This window comes from Rothia nasimurium, from assembly GCF_049068285.1.
GTDB lineage: Bacteria > Actinomycetota > Actinomycetes > Actinomycetales > Micrococcaceae > Rothia > Rothia nasimurium_I.
Window position 1 is genome coordinate 65,218 of record NZ_JBLKPV010000009.1, and the last position, 11,823, is coordinate 77,040.

Annotated in this window: 13 protein-coding genes; 5 read left to right on the forward strand and 8 right to left on the reverse strand. The window is 60.8% G+C overall.

All coding sequences use genetic code 11. From position 1 onward, the window contains the following. Positions 1 to 6 precede the first annotated feature (6 nt). Positions 7 to 501, reverse strand: coding sequence for a DUF3027 domain-containing protein (locus ACMXX3_RS08860; RefSeq protein ID WP_421084360.1), 495 nt, complete (start codon positions 499 to 501; stop codon positions 7 to 9). A gap of 109 nt (positions 502 to 610) precedes the next feature. Between ACMXX3_RS08860 and ACMXX3_RS08865 the strand changes: the two genes are divergently transcribed. The 4 genes from ACMXX3_RS08865 (at position 611) to ACMXX3_RS08880 (ending at position 3,729) form a co-directional block, all read left to right on the forward strand. Then, positions 611 to 850: a hypothetical protein gene (locus tag ACMXX3_RS08865; RefSeq protein WP_421084361.1), complete on the forward strand. Its 240-nt coding sequence runs from the start codon at positions 611 to 613 to the stop codon at positions 848 to 850. Positions 851 to 963: 113 nt separating this feature from the next. Continuing rightward, a complete protein-coding gene (locus tag ACMXX3_RS08870; protein ID WP_421084362.1) occupies positions 964 to 1,674 on the forward strand; it encodes a response regulator transcription factor in 711 nt (236 codons plus the stop codon). Between the two features lie 84 nt (positions 1,675 to 1,758). Then, positions 1,759 to 3,144 carry a sensor histidine kinase gene (locus ACMXX3_RS08875; protein ID WP_421084417.1) on the forward strand — a complete coding sequence of 462 codons (1,386 nt, stop codon included), beginning with the start codon at positions 1,759 to 1,761 and terminating at the stop codon, positions 3,142 to 3,144. Positions 3,145 to 3,438: 294 nt separating this feature from the next. Then, positions 3,439 to 3,729 carry a WXG100 family type VII secretion target gene (locus ACMXX3_RS08880; RefSeq protein WP_421084363.1) on the forward strand — a complete coding sequence of 97 codons (291 nt, stop codon included), beginning with the start codon at positions 3,439 to 3,441 and terminating at the stop codon, positions 3,727 to 3,729. Here the strand turns inward: ACMXX3_RS08880 and ACMXX3_RS08885 are convergent. Beyond that, positions 3,726 to 4,724, reverse strand: a complete 999-nt coding sequence (locus tag ACMXX3_RS08885) for an RNase H family protein (RefSeq protein ID WP_421084364.1) — start codon at positions 4,722 to 4,724, stop codon at positions 3,726 to 3,728. The two genes, ACMXX3_RS08880 and ACMXX3_RS08885, sit on opposite strands and share 4 nt — an antisense overlap. 104 nt (positions 4,725 to 4,828) lie before the next feature. Here ACMXX3_RS08885 and ACMXX3_RS08890 point away from each other — a divergent pair, with 104 nt between their 5' ends. Further along, positions 4,829 to 5,644, forward strand: a complete 816-nt coding sequence (locus ACMXX3_RS08890; protein ID WP_421084365.1) for a 4'-phosphopantetheinyl transferase superfamily protein — start codon at positions 4,829 to 4,831, stop codon at positions 5,642 to 5,644. On the opposite strand, the gene ACMXX3_RS08895 is transcribed toward ACMXX3_RS08890, so the two are convergent. The 6 genes from ACMXX3_RS08895 to ACMXX3_RS08920 all read right to left on the reverse strand — a co-directional run bounded on the left by ACMXX3_RS08895 (position 5,641) and on the right by ACMXX3_RS08920 (position 11,775). Further along, positions 5,641 to 6,717 carry an isochorismate synthase gene (locus ACMXX3_RS08895; RefSeq protein WP_421084366.1) on the reverse strand — a complete coding sequence of 359 codons (1,077 nt, stop codon included), beginning with the start codon at positions 6,715 to 6,717 and terminating at the stop codon, positions 5,641 to 5,643. The two genes, ACMXX3_RS08890 and ACMXX3_RS08895, sit on opposite strands and share 4 nt — an antisense overlap. Positions 6,718 to 6,812: 95 nt before the next feature. After that, on the reverse strand, positions 6,813 to 7,943 hold the full coding sequence (gene rlmC, locus ACMXX3_RS08900) for a 23S rRNA (uracil(747)-C(5))-methyltransferase RlmC (protein ID WP_421084367.1): 1,131 nt from the start codon (positions 7,941 to 7,943) through the stop codon (positions 6,813 to 6,815). A gap of 126 nt (positions 7,944 to 8,069) precedes the next feature. Further along, positions 8,070 to 8,222, reverse strand: a complete 153-nt coding sequence (locus ACMXX3_RS08905) for a hypothetical protein (protein ID WP_421084368.1) — start codon at positions 8,220 to 8,222, stop codon at positions 8,070 to 8,072. Between the two features lie 217 nt (positions 8,223 to 8,439). Beyond that, positions 8,440 to 10,065: a chaperonin GroEL gene (gene groL, locus ACMXX3_RS08910; RefSeq protein WP_421084369.1), complete on the reverse strand. Its 1,626-nt coding sequence runs from the start codon at positions 10,063 to 10,065 to the stop codon at positions 8,440 to 8,442. 353 nt (positions 10,066 to 10,418) lie between these two features. Continuing rightward, on the reverse strand, positions 10,419 to 11,393 hold the full coding sequence (locus ACMXX3_RS08915; protein ID WP_421084370.1) for a LytR C-terminal domain-containing protein: 975 nt from the start codon (positions 11,391 to 11,393) through the stop codon (positions 10,419 to 10,421). Between the two features lie 91 nt (positions 11,394 to 11,484). Further along, positions 11,485 to 11,775, reverse strand: a complete 291-nt coding sequence (locus ACMXX3_RS08920) for a DUF3263 domain-containing protein (protein ID WP_421084371.1) — start codon at positions 11,773 to 11,775, stop codon at positions 11,485 to 11,487. Positions 11,776 to 11,823 lie beyond the last annotated feature (48 nt).

Consider the following 11,823-nt stretch of genomic DNA (forward strand, 5'->3'; position numbering starts at 1 on the left):
GGGGGCTTACTCCTGGGGGTCGGTGTCGTCCTCGGCCAGGGGCTCGATCTGCTCGTCGCTCTCGGAGTCTTCGAGGGTGTCGAAGTCGTCCTGGTCGGTAGGGTCTTCGTGGTCTTCGGGGAGGACGCGGTCAGCCCAGGGCACCCAGGCGGGGGCGAGGAGGGCGTCGTCGCCGGGCATGAGGCCGATTTCGCAGACGGTTGCTACCTTGGCTCGGGGGGCGCGGGAGAGGGTGGCGAACCAGAACCAGCCGCGGTAGCCGGGCAGGGTGCATTCAAAGAGGTGGGTGGTGAGGCGGTCTTCTTCGCCGCGGATGTGGTGCACTGGGCCGATGGCGTGCTCGGGGGCGATGTCGGCAAGTCCTGCCAGGGCGACGTCCTTAGCTTCGGCCAGGACGGTGTCTACCTTGGTGGTGCGGCGACGGCGGGTGGGCACGCCCAGGGTGGGCTCGGGCTGCTTGCCTTCTGCTAGGGCGGGGCCTTCATGTACCTGTTCAGTCATACTCTCTATTAAAGCAGGAGCTGAAGGGTTGTGGGGTGTGGGGGCTGCGGGGCTTCGTGTTACGGGGCCGGGTGTTGGGTTGGGGGTGGAGTTTGGTAGGTTGAGGGGTATGGATTCTGATTACTCTGATGAGCTGCCCTACGGCACCGGTATTCGGGTGCTGGGTTGGGTGGCCGGTGGCTTGATGGCCCTTGGTGTGGCAAGTGGCCTGGTGATGTTGTTGTTGAAGTGGGGCAGCGGGCAGGCTCCTGAGATTTTGAGCCAGATTCCCCTGCTGGCGATGCCGCTTGCTTTTCTAGCCTTGTTGGTGGCCATGTTCCTGTCGCTTCTGCGGCGGCGGGCCGGTTAGGGACCTACTCTTAGCGTCCTGTCGGATTGTATTCAGGGCAGGGCCCATTTTCTCCGCTAACCTCCCCGGTTTCACACAGCTTGTACCCAGTTTGGGGGAGCAGAATAAGAACTGTGAATACAAAAGCACCTGAAGCAAAACTACTTGTCGTTGATGATGAGCCCAATATCCTAGAGCTCCTGGCAACTTCCCTGCGTTTTGCAGGGTTTGAGGTTGTTACCGCCGCTAACGGCCGGGAGGCCCTGGAAAAGGCTGAGACCGAGTCCCCTGACCTTGCGGTTCTCGATGTCATGTTGCCTGACATGGACGGTTTTACCGTCACCCGTAAGCTGCGTAGCTCCGGCCGTCTCTTCCCCGTCCTCTTCCTGACCGCTAAGGACGATACCGAAGATAAGGTGACCGGCCTGACCGTCGGCGGCGACGACTACGTCACAAAGCCCTTCAGCCTGGATGAAGTGGTGGCCCGGATTCGCGCTGTCCTGCGCCGCACCCAGCCCCACATCGAAGAAGATTCCCGCCTGCGCGTTGACGATTTGGTGCTGGACGACGACGCCCACGAGGTCTTCCGCGGGGACCGCGAGATTGACCTCTCCCCCACCGAGTTCAAGCTGCTGCGCTACCTGATGCTCAACCCCAACCGGGTGCTCTCCAAGGCCCAGATCCTTGACCATGTGTGGGAGTATGACTTCAATGGCGATGCCTCTATTGTGGAGTCCTACATTTCTTACCTGCGCCGCAAGATCGACAATGATCCTGAGCTGCCCCCGCTGATCCACACCAAGCGCGGTGTCGGCTACCTGCTGCGCACTGCCAACAAGCACTAAGGAGCTTCGAGTTTGGCCTCTCGTCTCTCGGTGCAACGACTGGGTTCGCTGTCTCTGCGGACCCAGTTGGTGCTTTTAACCTCTATGTTGCTGGCTCTGGCTATTTCGGTGATGTCGCTGGTTGCAATTTCATCGATTCGAGCCAAGATGATGGACCAGCTCGATGATGAAATTAGCGCGAGTTACAGCTATCTGGTCAATGCTGTGTATGCAGACCAGCAGCTATCGCAAACCCAGGGAACCTTTATTCCCTATGAGGCCTATCTGCTCGACAGCGATGGTAATACTATCCGGCCGGTTGCGACCCTGGCGGATGAAAGTTCCTCCCCTGTGATTTCTGGGCTGACGAGCGAGAACGTCCAAAAGTTTAATAAGACGGCCTTGACGGTTCATTCGGCCAGTGGCCATATTGAATGGCGGATGATCGCTTTCCCGGTGGAGGGTACCAATACGACCTTGGTGATCGCTGCCCCTCTGACGCAGATTAACCAGACGGTTGCTTTGGTGGGCGGTCTGACCCTGCTCTTTGGTATCGCTACCCTCCTGGCTTCGATAGCCCTGACCTGGGTGATTGTCACCCGGGCCTTTGAGCCCCTGGCTAGGGTTGAGCAAACTGCCGCCCAGATTGCTGCAGGCGATCTGTCCCAGCGTATCGAGAACTACAGCCCTTACAACGAAATTGGCCATCTGACCACGTCTCTCAACACTATGCTGTCGCATATTGAAGAGGCCTTTGACGCACAGAAGCGCTCTGAGGTGAAGATGCGCCGTTTCGTGGGTGATGCTTCGCATGAGTTGCGTACCCCCCTGGTGTCAATCCGGGGTTATTCTGAGCTCTACCGGATGGGGGGCCTGCCCAACGACGAGGCCGTTGCCATGGCTATGGACCGCATTGAATCCGAGTCCAAACGCATGGGCCAGCTGGTTGAAGACCTCCTGACCCTGGCCCGCCTGGACGAACGACGGGTCACCGAAAACGCCCAGGTCGATTTGCTCAAACTTGCCCACGATGCTGCCAACGACGCCTTTGCCTCGGCCCCTGACCGGGCCATTGAGGTGGTGGGCTTGGACGCCGGTGCCGAGCCGATCTCTGCCCCTGTCTGGGGGGATGAGCAACGTCTACGGCAGGTGCTGGCCAATCTTATGACCAATGCCCTGCGCTACACCCCTGAGGGATCCCCCCTTGAGCTGGCAGTTGGTTTACAGCCAACTTCTACCGGCACCTGGTGCTCTGTGATTCAGGTGCGCGACCACGGCCCCGGTATCCACGGTGAGGACGCTGAACGGGTCTTTGAGCGCTTCTACCGGGCAGATACCTCCCGCACCCGGGAAACCGGCGGTACCGGCCTGGGCCTAGCCATTGTGGCAGCTATCATCAGCCAGCATGAAGGCACGGTTCAGGTGGATGAGACTGACGGAGGAGGGGCCACCTTCACTATCCGTCTGCCCCAGTACATGGGCCAGGGGTAGAGTCCCCGCCGGTAGCGAGCGCAGGTGCTTCCCGGTCGTCCAGCGGCCTGGCCAGCGCGTCACAGAACTGTCATAGAAGACCGGTGGTTCACCAGTTTTCTTGTTCCAGGAGGCAGGGTTCTGCCTCTTATGCCTGCCCTAGCAGGGGCCAGCCCCCGTGTACCCTTATCCACAGGTGCGCCGGGGGCTGGTGCTGTTTCTAGGGGCAGGCGTAGGCTCTGGAGGTATCACGGGTCGGCCGATTCGAGAGTTACTATCCAAAGTTTTCCCCTGTGACCGATAAGGAGAGCCATTATGGCGCAGTTCGTTGTTGATTCCGATCTTATTGCAAGCAAGTCCGCCCAGGCCCGCGCCCAGGTTGAGACCATCGTTGCTGAGGTCAATGCCCTGACCGCTTCCCTCCAGGACCTGCAGGGGTCCTGGACGGGGTCGGCGTCTACTAATTTCCAGGGCGTTTTGATGAATTGGCGGAACACCCAGCGACAGGTGGAAGAGTCCATTGCCCAGATCAACGAGGCCCTGTCCCGAGCCGGTGTTAACTACTCAGAGACTGAAATGGCGAATGCTTCGATGTTCATGGGTTAGTTTCTGCTTGCGGTGTCCTGGCGGTAGCGGAGTTTCCAGCTACCGCCAGTTGCCGTCCAGGTGCTGGACCGAAGAACCCTGCCGCGCGGGGTGTCCAGGTTGCTGACGATGAGGGCAACGTCGGGGCTGAGGAGGGTTGTGGTGACTTCCTGCGGCTGGCCGGTGGAGGCGCAGGCCTTGTCACGGTAGCGCAGGACGGTTGCGCGGTCGGTGGTCTGGCCGGTGGGCACGACCCAGGCGAGGTCCTCGTGCAGAAGGGCCCCGAGGAGTTTCTCAGAACCGTAGATAGAGGGGCTGAGCACCTGGTTTTCGCAGGCCCGCACCTCAGCAAGAATATCGGCGGGGCTAGCTTCAGGAGCTACCGGGGCAGGGCTATCCGCAGTGTTCGCCGGAGCGGGGTCAAAGATTGAGTCAAGCAGGCTGCGGTCGCTTGAGGAAAGCACACCGGGGGCATCATCGGTGTGGAGGGCGGAGCGGCTTAGGGCCAGTTCTCCAGCGATTGCACCGGCTGCTGAATCGTGGGGGCCGCCGAAACCCGGCCCGTAGTTGGGGGCCTCGCCGTCTCGGTAGGCCTGGGCAGCCTCATTCGCCCGGCGGTCAGCTGCTTCGTTGAGGGGGTGGCCGGTATGGCCCTTGACCCACTCGAAGGTGTAGTTCCGGCCGGCGATAGCAGCGTCTAGGGCCTTCATGAGGTCGATGTTGAGCACCGGTTTACCGTCTGATTTCTTCCAGCCCTTTTTCTTCCAGCCGGGCATCCACTTCGTGATGGAGTTGATGGTGTACTGGCTATCGCAGATGATGTGGAGACGGGTTTTAGGCAGATGGGCGGTGGCCTCAAAGAGGTCGAGGACGGCCTTGAGTTCACCCATATTGTTCGTGCCGTGCTCCCAGCCCCCGGCTGCCCAACGGTCCTCATCGATATACCAGGCCCATCCGGCGGGGCCGGGGTTGCCCAGGGCCGATCCGTCGGCAGCTGCAATGATAGTCTCAGTCATGGTCTCTCAAACTGTTGGTGGGTACCGGCGTCCTCAATTCTACGCGGTACCGCCCTGCCGGTCAGGACGGCCCTCTGAGAAGGCACCGGGGCTAGAATGGTTTCATGTCTTACCCTGCAGCTGATTCCACCCAGCCGGTTGCCCCGCTGACCCTGCTGGCCCTACCTGCCCTAGCCCTGCGCACGGGCCACGGGGTGAGCTGGTTGGCCTATGTTGGCCTGGCGGAGCAGATGCGGGCTGCTGAATTTAACAACCCGGAGGACGCCTTAGCTTTTGCCGCCCAGCACACCCTCATGCGGTGTATGGCAGCGACCCTGCTGGAGGTGAAGCCAACAGCAGCCTCTGAGATACCGGTGGACCGTAGTTGCCCCCTCTGTTCCAGCAACCAGCCCCACGGTAGACCCCGCATTAAGGGCACGAACCTGTCGATGGCCCGGTCCCTGGGGCTTGCGGTAGGCCTCTCTGCCCCCGTTGGGATAGCCGCCGGGGTCGATGTGGTGCGCTTGCGTGGTAGCTACTATGACAGCTTTGACGGGCTCTCTTTGACCCCGACTGAGAAGCAGAGGATTACAGCCCTGCCCGGCGAATCAGCGGATTTTGCCCGCCACCTGCTCTGGAGTGCCAAAGAAGCCGTCCTCAAGGCTACCGGTTTTGGTCTGGGTATCCCACCCCGGTCCGTCGAGATCGATCTTGATCATTTCCCGCTCTCAGCCCCTACGGTAGGTGACGGGCTGCTCTCAGCCCGGGCCCAGCTGACCCTGCCGGAAGGCACCGGGGCGCAGGTGCCCCTAGAGTTCTGGGTGAGTTGGACGGTCTATGAGGGGCAGTATGTACTGGCTGTAGCCAGTAGCAGCCCGCACCACCTCAACCTCCAAACCGTGCAGACCCCCCTTGCCGTCAAACGGGCTTTTGGCCGCTAGAAGCTCAGGTTGAGGGCCCGGCCAAAGGTGCCGAGCTTGGTGGCGGTTTCAGCGTGTTCGCCAACCGGGGTGGACTCTTTCACGATTCCTGCCCCGGCAAAGAGGGTCGCGTGTTGGTCAGTCACTTCAGCGCACCGGAGCACCAGGTACCAGCGACCTGCGCCGGTTGCGTCCATATAGCCCACCAGCCCGCCAAAAAAGCCGCGGTCGAAGGGTTCCAAGTCTGAGATTAGGTCTAGGGCCCGGTCGGTGGGGGTTCCGCAAATAGCCGGGGTGGGGTGGATGGCCCGGGCTGCCTGAAGGGCATGGACGCCTGCCCGCAGCTGCCCGGTAATGGGCGAGGCCAGGTGCCACAGCTGCGGGGTTGAGATCAGAGAGGGCACCGGCGGTACGGTCATAGAAGTTGTCAGGGGGGCCAGGCGGCCCTGGATGTCTTGAACGACGGTCGCGTGTTCGGCGCGGTCTTTAGCCGAGCGCATCAGGGCTTCACCGATTTGGGCGTCGTCGGTGCTTCCAGCTTCTTCTGTGCGGGCAGCAGACCCGGCCAGCGGGACGGTCCTGAAACCGGTTTGATTGGCTTCAAGGACTAGTTCCGGGGAGGCCCCCATGAGGTAGCTGCCGCCGGGCAGCTGGGCGCTAAAGACAGTTGCCCGGGGTTGTTGGGCCCGCAGGGTTTCATACAGGCCCTGGAGGTTGAGGGGCTCGTCGTAGCTGAGTTCTAGCAGGCGGGAGAGCACGACCTTATCGAGTTCGCCGCGGTTCATCCGGGCCACGGCATCAGCAACAGCTTGGCGGTAGGCGGGGTTATCCCTGCCCATGACCTTGGAGGGGGCAGGCGCCTGCCAGCTACCGGCCTGGGGCGGCCTATGTTCACGCACCAGGGCATCAGGAACAGCCAGGAAGGCGGGGGCGTCGGGGGCAAAGGGGATAAGCCCGATAACAGCTGATTTTTTGGCTGCCGCTAGGTCAAGGGCCTGGTCTTCTGTGACCGGGGTGAGGGTGCCTTCTGCCCGCAACAGGGTATCGCCGTCAGCCAGCATGAAGGGCGACGGCAGTGCGGGATAAGAGGGCATGGTACTTTCTTTCACGACGGTGGGGGCTTATCTACGTTACTCCGCTCAAGAGCGATAACCCAAGTTAAGGCTGGTGGTGGCGGACAGGTTCGCAGTTAGCGTTGCAGGAGCATGATCGTTTCGTAGTGGCTGCTGTGGGGGAACATATCCATGACCTGGCCCTGGACGGGTTTGAGGGAGGGCATGTGCTGGAGGTCAGCTACCAGGGAGCGCAGGTTGCAGCTGGAGTAGATAACCTGTTCGATACCGCTCTTTTCGATCCAGGTAGACAGCTCAGCCCCGAGGCCGCGGCGGGGTGGGTTGACGATGAGCATGTCGGGCACCTGGCCGCTGCCGGTTGCGTAAGCGGGGGCGTCAGCGCTGGTGAAGGTGATGCCGCTGAGCCCCTGTTCGGCCACGGTGCGCTGGGCTGAGGCGATGGCTTCTGCACTGATTTCGATACCGGTGACGGTACTGCCAGCAGGCATGACCTGGGCGGCGTGCAGGGCAAAGCCGCCAACACCGCAGTAGAGGTCCCAGAGGCTGGAGGGCTGGGCCTCTTTGACCCAGTTTTGGCCCTGACGGTAGAGAGCAGCGGCTATGGCGGTGTTGGTTTGGAAGAAGCTTTGGGGTCGCAGGTGCAGGGTGAGATCGTTGACCTGCATGGGTAGGGTTTGCCGGTCGGTTAAGATGATCTCTTCTGTGCCTTCAACGAGGGCTACATGCTCCCTCAGCAGGTTGATAGAGACGACGGCGAGCGCGGGCAGGCGGTCCTGGAGCCAGGGAAGTTCGCGCCGGATGGCGACCAGGTGTTTTTTGGAGCGCACCACGAATCGGATCATAAGCTCCCCTGATTCTGCGGCTGTGACCAGGATGTTTTTGAGTTCGCCCTTGCGGGTAGCTACGTTGTAGGGCTGGAGGCTGGCCCGGGTGATGAGTTCTTTGAGGACGGGTATCGCGGCAGCTACCGGCGCTGCATAGAGTTGGCAGTCGGTGAGGTCGATGCCGGTGAAGTGGCGGTCAAGGATGCCCAGGGTTGGCTGGTTGCTGGTGCCGCCGACGACGAGCTTGGCTTTGTTGCGGAAGGCTGTTTCTTGGCTGGTGACAGGGTCCAACCAGGTGACGCTGGGCCAGGGGGCGAGGAGTTTTTGGGCATCGGCTTGTTTCCCTGCGATTTGACGGTCGTAGGGGGTTTCGATGAGGGTGCAGGAGCCGCAGAGGCCGGCGTCGTAGTAGTGGCAGCGCATAGCTTGTTTAGTTTACCGTCAGGTGGTCTGTCTCAGCTAGGGTACTGGGAGGGAGGGCTGACACAGTGAAACCGGCGCCTCATCGCTGAGACGCCGGTTTCTGGAAAACACAATCACTAAAAACTCTTAGCCACCTGCACCGAAGGAAAGATCGCGATAAAGAGCTTCTGCGCTCTTCTTCTCGAGCTTGGTCCAGCCGTCAGATGCGTAGGCAACGAGCAACATTGCAACCAGGCCTACGATGATTGCGTAGAGTACTAGATCGACAATGGTGAGCATATGCCTCACACCTTTCAGTTTCGCCTTTGATACTGATGAGTAAAAGTAAGAGAAGACCTCTTTAGTGATTTAAAGCATACACCCACTTCTGAGTGAAGCGCAACACTTTTGTACATATTTTTTCTTCATTTCTCCTGACCTCCCCCATAATGAACCCGCCCACCCGGCTACAAGCCAGGTGGGCGGGTTACCAAACAAGTTGTTTGCTCAGGCGTGATTACATCATGCCGCCCATGCCACCCATGTCGGGGGCACCTGCGGGAGCTGCAGGTTCGGGCTTGTCAGCAACAACGGCCTCGGTGGTCAGGAAAAGACCGGCAATGGAGGCTGCGTTCTGCAGGGCAGAGCGGGTTACCTTGACGGGGTCGTTGATGCCTGCTGCCATGAGGTCTTCGTATTCGCCGGTAGCAGCGTTCAGGCCGGTACCTGCGGGCAGGTTGCGGACCTTATCAACAACGACGCCGGGCTCCAGGCCAGCGTTGAAGGCAATCTGCTTCAGGGGAGCGTCGATAGCAACGCGGACGATGTTGGCGCCGGTTGCTTCGTCGCCGGTCAGTTCCAGCTTCTCAAAGGCCTTAACGCCAGCCTGAATCAGGGCGACGCCACCGCCGGGGACGATGCCCTCTTCAACGGCTGCCTTTGCGTTGCGGACGGCGTCCTCAATGCGGTGCTTGCGTTCCTTGAGCTCAACCTCGGTAGCGGCACCGGCCTTGAGAACTGCAACGCCACCGGCCAGCTTAGCCAGGCGCTCCTGCAGCTTCTCGCGGTCGTAGTCTGAATCAGAGTTAGCGATTTCGCCACGGATCTGGGCGACGCGGCCCTCGATAGCCTCGGCGTCACCGGCACCCTCGATGATGGTGGTTTCGTCCTTGGTGACAACAACCTTGCGGGCCTGGCCGAGCAGGTCAATGGTTGCAGCGTCCAGGGACAGGCCAACCTCTTCGGTGATGACCTGGCCACCGGTGAGGATGGCGATGTCAGCCAGCTGGGCCTTACGGCGGTCGCCGAAGCCGGGAGCCTTAACAGCTACAGACTTGATGGAGCCGCGCATCTTGTTGAGTACCAGCAGGGCCAGGGCTTCACCCTCGACATCCTCAGCAACGATCAGCAGGGGCTTGCCGGACTGCATGACCTTCTCCAGGACGGGAACAAGGTCCTTCACATTAGAAATCTTGGAGCCGACAATCAGGATGTAAGGATCCTCAAGGACTGCTTCCTGACGGTCTGCATCGGTGACGAAGTAGCCAGAGAGGAAGCCCTTATCGAAGCGCATACCCTCGGTCAGTTCCAGGGTCAGGCCGAAGGTGTTGGACTCTTCGACGGTGATAACGCCTTCCTTGCCGACCTTTTCCATAGCCTGGGCAATAAGCTTACCGATTTCGGGATCGCCCGCTGAAATGGAGGCGGTTGCAGCGATTTCTTCTTCGGTCTCAACTTCCTTGGCTGAGGCAAGCAGTTCGGCGGTAACGGCCTCTACAGCCTTCTCGATGCCGCGCTTGAGGGAGAGGGGGTCAGCACCGGCTGCAACGTTGCGCAGGCCTTCGCGGACGAGGGCCTGGGCCAGGACGGTTGCGGTGGTGGTGCCGTCACCGGCAATATCGTCGGTCTTCTTGGCAACTTCCTTGACCAGCTCTGCGCCAATCTTTTCGTAAGGATCTTCGAGTTCGATTTCCTTGGCGATGGAGACACCGTCGTTGGTAATGGTGGGTGCGCCCCAGGCCTTCTCAAGTACGACGTTACGGCCGCGGGGGCCGAGGGTTACCTTCACTGCGTCAGCGAGGGTGTTCAGGCCCTTTTCAAGGCCGCGGCGTGCCTCTTCATCAAAAGCAATCAGCTTTGCCATATGGCTTTCGCTCCTTCTGGAACATGGGTTGTGAGTGCGATACCGGTGCCCGCGACGGACGGCACCACCGCAGCTTTCCGCCGTCGGGGCGGGTGGGTGGGCCTCACCGTGAATCGCTTCAGGTGTTTACTCGCCGCTGCCCCTTCTGCTTGATCTAGCACATGATTTAGCAGTCAGGACCCGGGAGTGCTAACTACAATCTTGGCACTTGAGGTAGGCGGGTGCAAACCTTTAAGCCAGCACTGAAATCTTAATCGCCCACAGCGCACAAATCAGCCTGCCTACGGCAAGGCCCCGCCCACCTGGGGAAGGCGGGGCGGGGCCGTCCTCAACTTAAGCGGAAAGCTAGGGGCCTAGCCGAGGCGGTAGGTACCGGTGACCGGGTCGAGGATGTAGGGGCCGGTTGGGTCGAGATAGTAGACGTCGGTAGCCGGATTGTAGTTGTAACGCTGGACGGCCTCGTCAGTGGCCTCAGCCGTGGCTGTGGCGTCGGGGGTGTAAGGAATGTAGGTTCCGGTAGCCGGATCGAGGGTGTAGAGGGCCTGGCCGGTCAGGGCCGCTTGGGCTTCGGTCGCTTCAACATAGGTGGCGGTTACAGGATCAACAACGTAGAGGGTGGGGGTACCAGCCTGGCTGGGAGCCGGAGTGGCTGAAGCGGTAGCGGAGGCAGCGGCGGTAGCCTGGGCAGTTGCTTCGGCGGTGGGCTCTGCGGTGGCGCTGGGGGTCGCAGCAGCTACGAGACCGGCATCTTCAGCAAACTCAGGGAAGTTTGCCGGATCAAAGTCAGGGCCCAGGACAACATAGACCAGGCCCTTGGTTGCCTGGTAGTCCTGGTTGATGTAGGGCAGTTTGAGGCGGTCTGCGATATCGTCAGCTTCCCCGGAGGAGCCGGTGGCGTAGTAGACCATTGACTCTGCCGCATAGGCACCGGCCCAGTTGGCCACGGTAGAGACGGTGTAGCCAGCATCTTCGAGAACGGCAGCGGCAACAGCTGCTGAGCCAGAGGCGGCGCTGGAGTTATACACTTCGACCGTGACAGCAGAAGGATCGGGGGCCGCAGATTCAGAAGCACTGGCTGAGGCCGTAACGGTGGCCTCACCGCTTGCAGAGGCTGAGGCGCTGGCGGAATCTGTGCTACTAGCGGGCCCGGCGGTGCGCGGGGAGAGCACATACATGGTGCCGCCAATCAGCAGGGTCAGCAGGCCGCAGAGAATAATGGTGAGGATTCCTGCGCGAGATCCCTTAGCCGCCCCTGCGGCCCGGTAGGCCCCTCGGCGGGCGGTTTTTTCGTCAATATCGTCGAATTCATCGCGGGGATAGTCGTTCACAGTTGCCTCTTTCATGCGCGGCGGCCCGGCGGGCTGCTTCAGCGGGTAACTACTCTAGGGTACACGTCAAGCCTGCCAAAGGGCAGGTGTCTTAGGCTGTGAGGTCGCGCTGGGCCCGGAGTCTGGCGGTGAGGGCAGGTTCAGCAGCAATAGCCCGGGGATTGTCGATCAGGGCGTTGAGCTGCTGGTAGTAGGAGACGGGACTCAGCCCCAGAACCCGGCTAATGGCCTGCTCTTTGCTGCCCTGGTACTTGAACCGTTTTTTCTCCAGGTTGAGGATGGCCTGCTCGGTCTCTGTGAGGCGAGCGCGGGCGGACGGCGACGTAGCAGGCGGGGTGGGCTCATCTGGCTGGGGGGCGGGGTGTGGTTGGACGTCGCTCATGTCCCTCTTTTTCGGTGCGGTCTTCGTTCTATTCTTATAGGGAGAATA

Bases quoted from the DNA above. Each gene is read 5' to 3' on its own strand.
- groL (WP_421084369.1), bottom strand. From the start codon at position 10,065: ATGGCAAAGCTGATTGCTTTTGATGAAGAGGCACGCCGCGGCCTTGAA.
- ACMXX3_RS08880 (WP_421084363.1), top strand. From the start codon at position 3,439: ATGGCGCAGTTCGTTGTTGATTCCGATCTTATTGCAAGCAAGTCCGCC.
- ACMXX3_RS08860 (WP_421084360.1), bottom strand. From the start codon at position 501: ATGACTGAACAGGTACATGAAGGCCCCGCCCTAGCAGAAGGCAAGCAG.
- rlmC (WP_421084367.1), bottom strand. From the start codon at position 7,943: ATGCGCTGCCACTACTACGACGCCGGCCTCTGCGGCTCCTGCACCCTC.
- ACMXX3_RS08905 (WP_421084368.1), bottom strand. From the start codon at position 8,222: ATGCTCACCATTGTCGATCTAGTACTCTACGCAATCATCGTAGGCCTG.
- ACMXX3_RS08920 (WP_421084371.1), bottom strand. From the start codon at position 11,775: ATGAGCGACGTCCAACCACACCCCGCCCCCCAGCCAGATGAGCCCACC.
- ACMXX3_RS08890 (WP_421084365.1), top strand. From the start codon at position 4,829: ATGTCTTACCCTGCAGCTGATTCCACCCAGCCGGTTGCCCCGCTGACC.
- ACMXX3_RS08875 (WP_421084417.1), top strand. From the start codon at position 1,759: ATGTTGCTGGCTCTGGCTATTTCGGTGATGTCGCTGGTTGCAATTTCA.
- ACMXX3_RS08885 (WP_421084364.1), bottom strand. From the start codon at position 4,724: ATGACTGAGACTATCATTGCAGCTGCCGACGGATCGGCCCTGGGCAAC.
- ACMXX3_RS08895 (WP_421084366.1), bottom strand. From the start codon at position 6,717: ATGCCCTCTTATCCCGCACTGCCGTCGCCCTTCATGCTGGCTGACGGC.
- ACMXX3_RS08865 (WP_421084361.1), top strand. From the start codon at position 611: ATGGATTCTGATTACTCTGATGAGCTGCCCTACGGCACCGGTATTCGG.